The sequence below is a fragment of the Weissella sp. DD23 genome (assembly GCF_001579105.1).
GTDB classification, from domain to species: Bacteria; Bacillota; Bacilli; order Lactobacillales; family Lactobacillaceae; genus Weissella; species Weissella cibaria.
The window spans coordinates 166952-177327 of sequence record NZ_KQ970394.1; the positions used below are offsets into that span (position 1 = coordinate 166952).

General features: G+C 45.5%; 11 protein-coding genes, 1 pseudogene and 1 other annotated feature. All 12 genes and pseudogenes read left to right on the plus strand.

Translation table 11 applies throughout. The annotated features are described in order from the left end of the window. Nucleotides 1–731 precede the first annotated feature (731 nt). The 12 genes and pseudogenes from efp (at nt 732) to WEIDD23_RS08250 (ending at nt 10263) form a co-directional block, all read left to right on the plus strand. Nucleotides 732–1298, plus strand: a complete 567-nt coding sequence (gene efp / locus WEIDD23_RS08200) for an elongation factor P (protein WP_010370129.1) — start codon at nt 732–734, stop codon at nt 1296–1298. 92 nt (nt 1299–1390) lie between these two features. Beyond that, nucleotides 1391–1828, plus strand: a complete 438-nt coding sequence (locus tag WEIDD23_RS08205; protein WP_010370125.1) for an Asp23/Gls24 family envelope stress response protein — start codon at nt 1391–1393, stop codon at nt 1826–1828. Beyond that, entirely contained in the window at nt 1828–2250 is a 423-nt protein-coding gene (nusB, locus tag WEIDD23_RS08210; RefSeq protein WP_010370123.1) for a transcription antitermination factor NusB, read from the plus strand. Before WEIDD23_RS08205 ends, nusB begins: the two co-directional genes overlap by 1 nt. 210 nt (nt 2251–2460) lie before the next feature. After that, nucleotides 2461–2958 (plus strand): translation initiation factor IF-3, encoded by a 498-nt coding sequence (gene infC, locus WEIDD23_RS08215; RefSeq protein ID WP_010370121.1) that lies wholly within the window; start codon nt 2461–2463, stop codon nt 2956–2958. A gap of 25 nt (nt 2959–2983) precedes the next feature. After that, entirely contained in the window at nt 2984–3178 is a 195-nt protein-coding gene (gene rpmI / locus WEIDD23_RS08220) for a 50S ribosomal protein L35 (RefSeq protein WP_003608101.1), read from the plus strand. Between the two features lie 69 nt (nt 3179–3247). Continuing rightward, nucleotides 3248–3661 (plus strand): annotated as a pseudogene (rplT, locus tag WEIDD23_RS08225) (50S ribosomal protein L20); the annotation flags it as partial. A gap of 72 nt (nt 3662–3733) precedes the next feature. Continuing rightward, nucleotides 3734–3811 (plus strand): HeH/LEM domain-containing protein, encoded by a 78-nt coding sequence (locus tag WEIDD23_RS14730; RefSeq protein ID WP_223822995.1) that lies wholly within the window; start codon nt 3734–3736, stop codon nt 3809–3811. A 505-nt stretch (nt 3812–4316) separates the two neighbouring features. Then, nucleotides 4317–5438: a BMP family lipoprotein gene (locus tag WEIDD23_RS08230; protein WP_062358904.1), complete on the plus strand. Its 1122-nt coding sequence runs from the start codon at nt 4317–4319 to the stop codon at nt 5436–5438. Nucleotides 5439–5563: 125 nt separating this feature from the next. Next, nucleotides 5564–6733 (plus strand): GNAT family N-acetyltransferase, encoded by a 1170-nt coding sequence (locus WEIDD23_RS08235; protein ID WP_010370108.1) that lies wholly within the window; start codon nt 5564–5566, stop codon nt 6731–6733. A gap of 109 nt (nt 6734–6842) precedes the next feature. Then, nucleotides 6843–7090 (plus strand) — a binding site (T-box leader). A 53-nt stretch (nt 7091–7143) separates the two neighbouring features. Next, nucleotides 7144–7935 carry a homoserine O-acetyltransferase/O-succinyltransferase family protein gene (locus tag WEIDD23_RS08240; RefSeq protein ID WP_010370105.1) on the plus strand — a complete coding sequence of 264 codons (792 nt, stop codon included), beginning with the start codon at nt 7144–7146 and terminating at the stop codon, nt 7933–7935. Then, nucleotides 7928–9043 (plus strand): trans-sulfuration enzyme family protein, encoded by a 1116-nt coding sequence (locus WEIDD23_RS08245; protein WP_010370102.1) that lies wholly within the window; start codon nt 7928–7930, stop codon nt 9041–9043. Before WEIDD23_RS08240 ends, WEIDD23_RS08245 begins: the two co-directional genes overlap by 8 nt. Continuing rightward, nucleotides 9040–10263: a homoserine dehydrogenase gene (locus WEIDD23_RS08250; protein ID WP_062358905.1), complete on the plus strand. Its 1224-nt coding sequence runs from the start codon at nt 9040–9042 to the stop codon at nt 10261–10263. Before WEIDD23_RS08245 ends, WEIDD23_RS08250 begins: the two co-directional genes overlap by 4 nt. Nucleotides 10264–10376 lie beyond the last annotated feature (113 nt).

The window sequence follows — 10376 nt, forward strand, 5'->3', positions numbered from 1 at the left end:
CGAAGAGTTGACGGCTGAATTGAAGGCCCGTTTGTAAGAGATAGAAGTTAATGACGGAGAACTGCTTTGGTGGTTCTTCGTTTTTTAGTCGGTGGTTAGTGTCGACGCGTTGCGTCGACGCCTGAAAGCGCGGGACTATCTCCGACAAAGTTCAAATTGGGGCAACCGAATGGCGCGGACGCCATTCAGCGGGGCAAATAATTCCCCCTAATCCTTTAAGTCCTGCAGGAATTCTCCGAATAGCGCCGGCCATGCGGCATGTTGCCCCAATTTGAACGCTCCGATAGCCCCACACTTTCATGCTAGCAGCCGAGAGGTTCTGGTCTGTTATGGATGTACATCTACCGGAAAAACAAGTTAGCAGTTTAACTTAGTATTATGTGGTGGATGACTATCAAAGAAACAGAGGATTGCTTGGTTGCTGTGGCCTGCCCCGCCGAGCGTTTAGACCCGAGTGGACCTTGACCAGTGGGTGTGGGTTCTTAGCGGGTTTCCCGCTTAGAGCCACGAGGAGGTAAAGGTGTACGCTGCAACGCAGTGGACGCCGCTCCCCACAGGTCATGGTCTACTTGGGTTAGCGAGCCGAAAGAAGGGGCAGACCACTCCGACCGGTAGGGCGGACACAACCCATAACCCAACTTTTTCCGAATAAAAAAGCACGCAATACTAGTTTTTAGACAAAAACTCTGCTAATATAATTCAGAAAGACATAAATCTAGGAGAATTCAATCATGGCAACTATTGGTATGAATGACTTGAAGACTGGTTTGACGATCGAGTACAACCAATCAATCTGGCGTGTGTTGGAGTTCCAACACGTTAAGCCTGGTAAGGGAGCAGCCTTTGTGCGTTCAAAGTTGAAGAACTTGCGTACGGGTGCTGTTAACGAAATCACTTTCCGTCCTGGTGACAAGTTCGAAACAGCTAACATCGAGACGACTGAAATGCAATACTTGTATGCTGAAGGTGACCAACACGTCTTCATGGATAACGAAACTTACGAACAAGTTTCAATCCCTGCTGACAAGATCCAAGATGCTTTGAAGTTCTTGTTGGAAAACATGAACGTTAAGATCACGACTTACGAGGGTGAAATCTTGGACGTTGAATTGCCTAAGACTGTTGAGTTGACTGTTAAGGAAACGCAACCAGGTATCAAGGGTGCTACTGCTAACGGTGGTGGTAAGCCTGCAACGATGGAGACTGGATTGGTTATCACTGTTCCTGACTTCATCAACGAAGGTGACAAGTTGGTTGTTAACACTGACAACGGTGGATCATACACGTCACGTGCCTAGTTTTAATTAGTAAAATCAGGTATAATAAACATACTGTTGAAAGCGCCGACCGGCAGCCGGCCGGCGCTTTCATTTTGAAGGAGGATAGTTCCATGGCAGAAGAAACCATTGTATTGGCGCACCCAAGCGACATTTCAGGTGAGACGCGTGTTAACACGCGCGTGCTTGAGATTATCGCCGGCTTGGCAGCGCAAGAAGTTGAAGGTGTTGCCCGCTTGCGTGGTTCATTGTCTGAGCGTGCTCAAGAAGCCTTTGGTCGTCGTATGCACGGTAAGGGCGTTGAATTGAAGCAAGGCGAAGCAGGATTAGAAGTAAATGTTTACGTTTACTTGAACTACGGCGTTAGCGTGCCTAAGGTTGCCCACGCAATCCAAGAGCGTGTCACTTCACAAGTAGCCGCAATGACTGAATTGCAAGTTACCTTGGTAAACGTACACGTACAAGGTGTTGTTTCAACAAAGCCAACGTTGACCGTTGACCCAAACAACTTGTTTGGCGATGACGACGATACGGAAGGGACTGAAGCATAATGGCATCATTGAACCGACACCAATTACGACAAGCCGCATTCCAATCTGTTTTCGGATTGGCAATGAATCCAGATGCGCAAGTCGAGGCAGTTGTCCAACAAGTATTAGATGGGGATCCAGAAATTACTTGGGAAGATGAACTACCAACGGATTTGTTGGACATGGTTAACGGTATCGTTGATCACCAAGATGAATTCGATTTGACGATTTCAGAATACTTAGCCGATGGTTGGACGATTGATCGTTTGAACTTGGCCGACGTCGTATTAATGCGTGTTGCAATGTACGAAGTAAAGTATGCTGAAACGCCAGCTAAGATTGCCGTTAATGAGGCTTTGCAATTGGCCCACGACTTTACAGATGATGCATCTCGTAAGTTCATTAACGGAATTTTGAACAAAGCCTTGACTCCTGGTGAGTAGGGCTGTATAGTATATATCTGTTAAGAAATAAAGTAACAGCGGACCTGTTGTTCACCTTGGCGAGTAAACTCGTCGGGTAAATCACTCATTATTGATTGATGATGAATGGCGGGTTATCGTGTGTCGCGATGACCCGCTTTTACTTTATTTCAAGTTTTTTCGGAGGTAAGGACCATAGCAAACGCGCGCCAACCACAACAACAACAAGATTTGATTAATGATCGCATTCGTGCTCGCGAAGTACGTTTGATCACTGATGATGGTGATCAAGGTATTATGTCTAAGGCAGACGCCCAGGCAATCGCAGATGAGCAAGAGTTGGATTTGGTATTGGTTCAGGCTAATGCCAAGCCACCAGTTGCTAAGATTATGGATTACGGAAAGTTCCGTTTCGATAGTCAAAAGAAGCAACGCGAACAACGTAAGAACCAAAAAATCGTCAGCATCAAGGAAGTTCGCTTGAGCCCAACGATTGATGACAATGACTTTAATACTAAGAAGAAGAACGCAGTTAAGTTCTTGGAGAAGGGTAACAAGGTTAAGGTTTCAATCCGTTTCCGCGGACGTGCTATCACGCACAAGGAAATTGGGCGTGAAGTGATGGACCGATTTGCAACTGATCTAGAGGAAATTGCAAAAGTTGAATCTAGAGCAAAGATGGAAGGGCGCAGCATGTTTATGGTGCTTGCACCCAAGGAAACTAAGTAATTAAACCAGTTTGGAGGACATATCAATGCCTAAGTTTAAGACACACCGCGCTTCAGCAAAGCGTTTTAAGAAGACTGCTAACGGTGGTTTGAAGTCAGGTAACGCCTTTACGTCACACCGTTTCCACGGTAAGACTAAGAAGCAGCGCCGTCAACTACGTGGAACTTCAATGATGAACAACACGACGTTGAAGACTTACGTTCACATGTTGAGCCGTTAATTTAAAGCTTTTACTTTAAGTTTTAATCGGTTCCGAATTATATTTTAGAAATTACTGGAGGAAATACCCATGCGAGTTAAGGGTGGTACTGTTACGCGCGCACGTCGCAAGAAGATGATCAAGTTGGCCAAGGGTTACCGTGGTCAACGTCACATCAACTACAAGGTTGCTAAGCAACAAGTTTGGAAGTCATGGTTCTATGCATTCCGTGACCGTAAGCAAACGAAGCGCAACTTCCGTAAGTTGTGGATTGCACGTATTAACGCTGCAGCACGTATGAACGGTTTGTCATACTCACGTTTCATGAACGGTTTGTCATTGATGGGTTCAACTTTGAACCGTAAGATGTTGGCCGACTTGGCAGTTTCAGACTTTGAAGCATTCTCAGCTTTGGCTGAAGCTTCAAAGAAGGCTTTGGCAGACAACGGTCAAGTTGTTCGCGAAGCTACTGCAGCTACTTCAGAGAAGGGTGTTAAGATTAACGCCGCTGCTCCTAAGGCTGCTAAGAAGGTTGTTTCATCAGAGAAGCCTTCAGACAAGAACACTGTTGCTGAAATCAAGGCATACTTGTCAGCTAACGGTATCGACTTCCCAGCTTCTGCAAAGAAGGCTGAGTTGTTGGCATTGGTTTAATGCTTAGTAAAACACGCGCTGAACGATAAGTTCATTGCGTGTTTTTTGTTTACACTAATTTTGTCGGTACAAATCCGAATTGGTATAGTTACAACTATTTCATCGATGGCTAAAGGTGGTTAAGTTGTATTTGGAGATCTAACGTGTAGTACAGCGGATTCTTCAATATTATGGGCATTGTTGGTTTTAAGGAATGGCGCAACGATTGCTGTTGTTATCCACAATGAAATTTTACTTATAATAAATGCGGACGTAGCCTGTGGAGAACTTTGAAGTTCTCTATTTTTTTGCACAAAATTTGCTAGTTTAGGATGCATTGTTCGTTTATTAAAGTGTCCTATACCAATTTCTGTGGATAAAACGTGTATAACTAGGAAAAATGTCGCATATTATCGAAAACCTGGTATTATAATATACGTCGTTTAAAACGAAATTAAAAAGCCCTCGGGTGGATAAGGGCACGCAATTTGCGTGTAACCTAATATAAGGAAGTAGGTAGTTTAGAATGGTATCTAAGAAAGTTATGATTGGTGGCGCTGTATTGGTTGTGTTGGCCGGAGGTGCCTATGCATTATCAGCCTCACACACGAGCGTAAGCAAGAATGATTTTTCACTCGCAATGGTTTCAGATGAAGGTGGTAATATTTCAGATCACTCATTCACGGAAATTTCTTGGAAGGGTGTGAAGAGTTGGGGAGAATCACACGATTTGAAGAAGGGTAAGGGTGGCTACGACTACTTCCTTTCAAAGACTCAGGCTGACTTTGATACAAACTTCCAACAAGCACAAGCTGCTAAGTTCTCGATGATTGCTGGTATCGGGTTTAACTTGCAAAATTCACTTGAAAAGGCGGCTAAGCAAAATCCAGATACAAAGTACGCTTTGGTGGATGCGCAAGCTAACCCAAAGTTGAAGAACGTCACATCATTGATGTTTAAGTCAGAACAATCATCATACTTGGCTGGTGTTGCTGCCGCGATGCAAGCGAAGGCTGAAGGTACGGATACAATCGGCTTTATTGGTGGTCAATATGGCCCTGTGGTTGGTCGTTTTGAATACGGATTCCGTCAAGGTGTGGCTTCAGTTGATAAGAACATGAAGGTAAGTTCAATTTATGCCGCCTCATATTCAGATGCGGCGAAGGGAACCTTGATTGCAAACACCATGATGGCTAAGAACATCAAGGTAATCTTCCACGTTGCCGGTGGAGTTGGTAACGGTGCGTTCACGGCTGTTAAGAGCCACAACCAAGCCTTGAAGTCAGACCAACTGGCCAAGGAAAAAGTTTGGATGATTGGTGTTGATATCGACCAGACACCACAAGGCGCTTACAAGACGGCTGATGGCAAGAAGGATAACTTTACCTTGACGTCATCGTTGACTGAAGTTGGTAACGGTTTGAAGAACGCGGCTAACGATGCCATGAAGGATAAGTTCCAAGGTGGTAAGACGGTTTGGTACGGTATTAAGGATGGTGGTGTTGGTGTCATCACATCAAACATGCCAGCCGATGAAAAGAAGGCTGTTACGGCCGACCAAAAGAAGATTGAAGACGGTTCAATCAGCTTGAAGTACACAGGTCAGTACGATGCGCCAAAGGCTAATCGCACATCATTAACAAACTAATAGATTATCAAACGTGCGAGGTTGTTTTAGCCTGGCACGTTTTTTAATGTAACTATGTGTTTCCAGTCTACTTCTCCAAAAACGTGTGGTACGATATGGGTAAATTGAGATCGGGGGATAATCTCATGGGACAACCAATTAAGTTAGGACAAAATGATTTTGAAGCAGTTTATGATTTATATCGATATGCTTTTCATAAAGAGCCACGAGGCGGTAAGGATGCACTACGCTATTTCTTTGGTCAAACAATTGCATATGGGGAGTTTGATGCACAACAGTTAACGAGTCAGGTGACGCAAATACCATTCCAAGTCAATTGGGGTGAACAATTGCTAAATGCAAACGGCATTGGTAATGTCAGTAGTTATCCAGAATATCGGGGTGACGGCGCAGCTTCACGTATTATGATGGTGGCACTACAAGAAGCGTATGAACGGGGTGACATCTTAAGCTATTTGGCACCATTTTCGTATGGCTTTTACGGCCGATTTGGGTACGCGCAAGCTTTTGATCGGCTACATCTCAGCTGGTCGGCGGAACATTTTCCACAGGGAAAGCGTCGTGGCGGGACAATCACACGGATGGCGTTTGATGAGGCGCAAGCTTTGATGGATGCCGTTTATGAGCGGGCCCCTCAGATGAAGCGAGGCGGGATTGAACGGGAAAACTGGTGGTGGGACTATTATTTTATGATGAAAACACCACATACCCAAGTTGTAATCTACCGGGATGACGATCACGAAACGCAAGGGTACGTGATGTACGAGTTCGTGGGGGAAACCTTTAAAATTCGTGAATGGGTCACTTTGACGACGGATGCATTGCTAAGTACGACCCGTTTTATCGGAAGTCATGCTGGTGCATTTAGTCGCTTCGAGTATGAAGCACCTGTCAGTGATTTGAACGAGCTCCCGGTGCTGCAACTCATGCCTGAACCACAGTATGAGGCCCGCGTTGTACCCTACATGCAGGCGCGAATTGTCAATTTGCCAGCTTTTGTGCAAGCACTTGATATCATGTTGCCAACAGAAGTTGTGTTTAATGTCACTGATGAAACTGCACCGTGGAATGGTGGTCGTTTTGAATTACGTGGTGGTGAGCTGACGCGGGTAGTGCAGTCAGAAGCACCGGCAATCACTGGTTCAATCCAAGCGTTTACGCAATGGCTAATGGGCTATCGGTCGTTAGATAATTTGTTGTTAACCGGTGATTTAACGACAGCTGATGCGAAAACGTTTAGCCTGCTACAAGCACAATTACCAAAGCAAAAGCCGGTGCTAGCTGATTATTTTTAACTATTAATAAAGGCCTGTGATAGATAATCACAGGTCTTTTTTTACTTAATATGAAAAAACAATTATAAAAGTGTTGACATTATTCTAATGTAATTCTAATATATTATTTGTTCCAGCGTTGAAGAGATGAGTACGAACAACAGCTATTAGCCAGAGAGTCGGCATTTGGTGAGAGTCGATAATAGCGTTGCTTGGAATAATGGTCTCGGAGTGGTTGTAAAGATGAGCTAGTAAGGTAAGTTTTTGCCGGGTGCGCCCGTTATTGCGCAACGATATATCCAATTTGATTTGGCGTATTGTGAGGTTAGGATAATCTAACAAACTCGGGTGGTACCACGGTGAAAAGTCGTCCCGTAAGTCTGTGCAGTTGCATGGGCTTACGGGATTTTTTGTTTAAAAGGGGAAATTAAATGACAGTGCAATTACTAAATGGTTTTACAGCTAAAGAATCTGACAAAACAACTTGTCGGCAAACCAAGCAACTATTGGTGTTGAATTTAATGCCGAATCGGGCCGTAACAGAACAGCAGTTTACGTCATTACTTAGTGGCACAGATGTTGATGTGGCTGTGACCTTTGCTATACCGGCTTCACATCGTATTCGCCACCATCCGGTAGCAGTCCAGCAGCGGTATACGACGCTTGCTGATATTAAAAATCGCTATTTTGATGGCGTGATTGTCACAGGCGCGCCACTGGACCAAACGCCAGAACAGGCAATTGATTTTTGGCCAGAATTTCAGGACTTTATGCGGTGGCAGGTGGACCATATTGCACGGCGTTTGTTTATCTGTTGGGGTGCCTATGCGGCAGGGCTGGTAACCAAAGATTTTTTACCAATCAAGCTGAACGACAAAATATTTGGGGTGACTGAAACGCAAGGGTTTATCATGCCGCAATCACGCTACTTCACCATTCCGTTGGCGAACGTCGATACAGGTCAAGTAATTGCTGGTGACAGGAAGACCGGCGCGACAATTATTCAAAACCAGCAAACGCGGACGGTCTATGTGACTGGCCATTACGAATATGGTCCAAATAATTTGGCAATGGAATTTCGTCGGGATCAGCGCCGGGGCATGCTGATTGCAAAGCCGACTGGTTACTTCGGGGATGATGGGCGACCGATGGCACACTGGCATGAACAAGGGATACATATTGTTGAACAATGGTTGAAAGACGAGGAAATTACAAATGGTTAAAGTGGCAACACAGTTAGTACAAGGGACAAATGGGTCGGAAGATGACCGGAGTGGTGCGGTGGTCGCGCCATTACATTTTTCAACAGCTTTTCGCCACCCTGGGTTAGGTGAATCGACAGGCTATGATTACTCACGCATGACAACACCAACACGCGACCTGTTGGAGGCTCAGTTGGCCAAAATTGAACATGGCACACAGGCCTTTGCGGTGAGCTCAGGAATGGCAGCGATTACGCTGGTGCTATCAACGATTCTGAAATCGCATGATCACTTTATTACGAGCGATGATTTATATGGTGGCTCATTTCGTTACTTCGATACTTTACGTGATCAGTATGATATTGCCTATGAAACGTGGAATGGCCAAGACATTGATGAATTAGTTTTGCGCATCCAGCCAAACACAAAAGCAATTTGGATAGAGACACCGTCAAACCCGACCATGAAGGTGATTGATATTCAAGCGGTGGCCAGTGTCGTGCATGCAATCAGGCCAGACATTTTAGTCATTGTCGACAACACATTTTTAACGCCTATTTATCAAAACCCACTGACCGAAGGGGCTGACATCGTTGTTCATTCCGCAACTAAGTATTTGGGTGGCCATAACGATATTTTAGCTGGTGCGGTCGTGGTCAAGGATGCGACTTTGTCAGATGCCTTACGCACCCAGCTGACGACCACGGGCCAAGTTCTGGATCCGTTTGACAGTTGGTTACTGATCCGCTCGTTGAAAACATTGGCTGTGCGCATGCGAGTCCATACTGAAAACGCGCAGTTATTGGCGAAACGTTTAGCGACATTGGCTGGTGTTGAGAAAGTGCTGTATGCGGGCGTGGGTGGCATGATTTCGTTCTACTTAGCGGAGGCATATGATGTCAATCAATTCTTACAAGCGCTAACGATTGGTTCTTTTGCGGAAAGTTTGGGTGGTGTCGAAACTTTGATTACGGTGCCATTTGTGCAAACGCACCATGATATGCCGGAAAGTCAGCGACTTGGGTTAGGGATTACGCCACAACTCATTCGCTTATCCGTCGGCTTGGAAGATGCGGATGATTTGTGGGCAGATTTAGCCCAGGCGATTCAGAAAGCAGGGCGCGCATGATACGAATTGGCATGTTAGGTTTTGGCACAGTTGGTCGTTCGGTCTATGACCTTTTACAAGCGCACACCGAACGGTTTCCAGATATGCAAATTGTCAGTGTGGCGGTTCGCCAAATTACCGAACAGCGGATGACTTTATATCCGACGGTGCAATTTACGACAAACCCAGACACAATTGTGACCGCCTCGGACATTGATGTGGTGATCGAGGTGATGGGTGGGCAGACAGAAACGTATCGATATTTGCGACGGGCGCTCCATTCAGGTAAGCATGTCATCACAGCTAATAAAGATTTAATTGCAACCTATGGGGAAACGTTACAAAAAATTGCGAGTGCGCATCAATTGGCGTTGCTTTATGGTGCGTCGGTGGCTGGTGGAATTCCGATTTTAGATGCACTGACTAATCTACTACCTGGGGACGAGACAATGCAGGTTGGCGGCATCATTAATGGTACGAGTAATTTTATTTTGACGCAGATGAGCGATGCAGCAATGAATTATGATGATGCATTGGCTTTAGCACAACGGATGGGCATCGCTGAAGCAAATCCAGTTAATGATGTGGCCGGCTTTGATGCACGTTATAAGTTGGCGATTTTGGCTAAAACAGCCTTCGGTGCAAATGTCGTGACGACTCAGATTCCGACCCAAGGTATTCAGGAAATCAATGCAACCGTATTAGATGAAGTAAAACGACTGGGCTATGTTATCAAACCACTCGCGGTTGCCCGGCGGACTGGGCAAGAGTTAGCCATGACGGTGGGACCGCACCTAGTGCCGGCTGCGCATCTGCTCGGCAAAATTGATAATGTGCAAAACGCGGTTCAGGTAAAGACACGTAATATTCAGGATTTAGTTTTTACTGGGCCAGGGGCTGGCGCTAAGCCGACTGCAAGTGCGGTATTGTCAGATCTTGCGATTGTTCATGACATCGTGTGTGGCCGTCAACTGGTGCATGAGAAGCAGGCTTTGCAACAGCCAGTAATTACTGGGACGGCGGCTGGCCGCTATATTCGTGTGACGGCACCAGCTACTTATGAGATTGATGCCATTGCGCAGGCTAATCGAATCGGGATTAAAACCATGTGGGTGCGTAGTCACCGGGCCACAATCTTGACGGACACTGTTTCGCCAGCAACATTAGCCCGATTTGAAGCAGCTTTGCAACAGCAAATCGGTGCAAAAATCGAAATTGTTTTACCGGTTTACCAGGAGTAACAAGTCAGGTGTGGCTGACGACAGGATAACATCAGACTCGGATTCAAAACGATTGTTTTAGACTAAAAGTTAAAAATCGTCCGCAAATTAGGAGAGTTTTAGAATTTTTGACA

Coding starts and splice junctions, on each gene's coding strand:
- WEIDD23_RS08235 (WP_010370108.1), top strand. CDS start 5,564: ATGGGACAACCAATTAAGTTAGGACAAAATGATTTTGAAGCAGTTTAT.
- WEIDD23_RS08250 (WP_062358905.1), top strand. CDS start 9,040: ATGATACGAATTGGCATGTTAGGTTTTGGCACAGTTGGTCGTTCGGTC.
- WEIDD23_RS08245 (WP_010370102.1), top strand. CDS start 7,928: ATGGTTAAAGTGGCAACACAGTTAGTACAAGGGACAAATGGGTCGGAA.
- rpmI (WP_003608101.1), top strand. CDS start 2,984: ATGCCTAAGTTTAAGACACACCGCGCTTCAGCAAAGCGTTTTAAGAAG.
- WEIDD23_RS08205 (WP_010370125.1), top strand. CDS start 1,391: ATGGCAGAAGAAACCATTGTATTGGCGCACCCAAGCGACATTTCAGGT.
- nusB (WP_010370123.1), top strand. CDS start 1,828: ATGGCATCATTGAACCGACACCAATTACGACAAGCCGCATTCCAATCT.
- WEIDD23_RS08240 (WP_010370105.1), top strand. CDS start 7,144: ATGACAGTGCAATTACTAAATGGTTTTACAGCTAAAGAATCTGACAAA.
- efp (WP_010370129.1), top strand. CDS start 732: ATGGCAACTATTGGTATGAATGACTTGAAGACTGGTTTGACGATCGAG.
- WEIDD23_RS08230 (WP_062358904.1), top strand. CDS start 4,317: ATGGTATCTAAGAAAGTTATGATTGGTGGCGCTGTATTGGTTGTGTTG.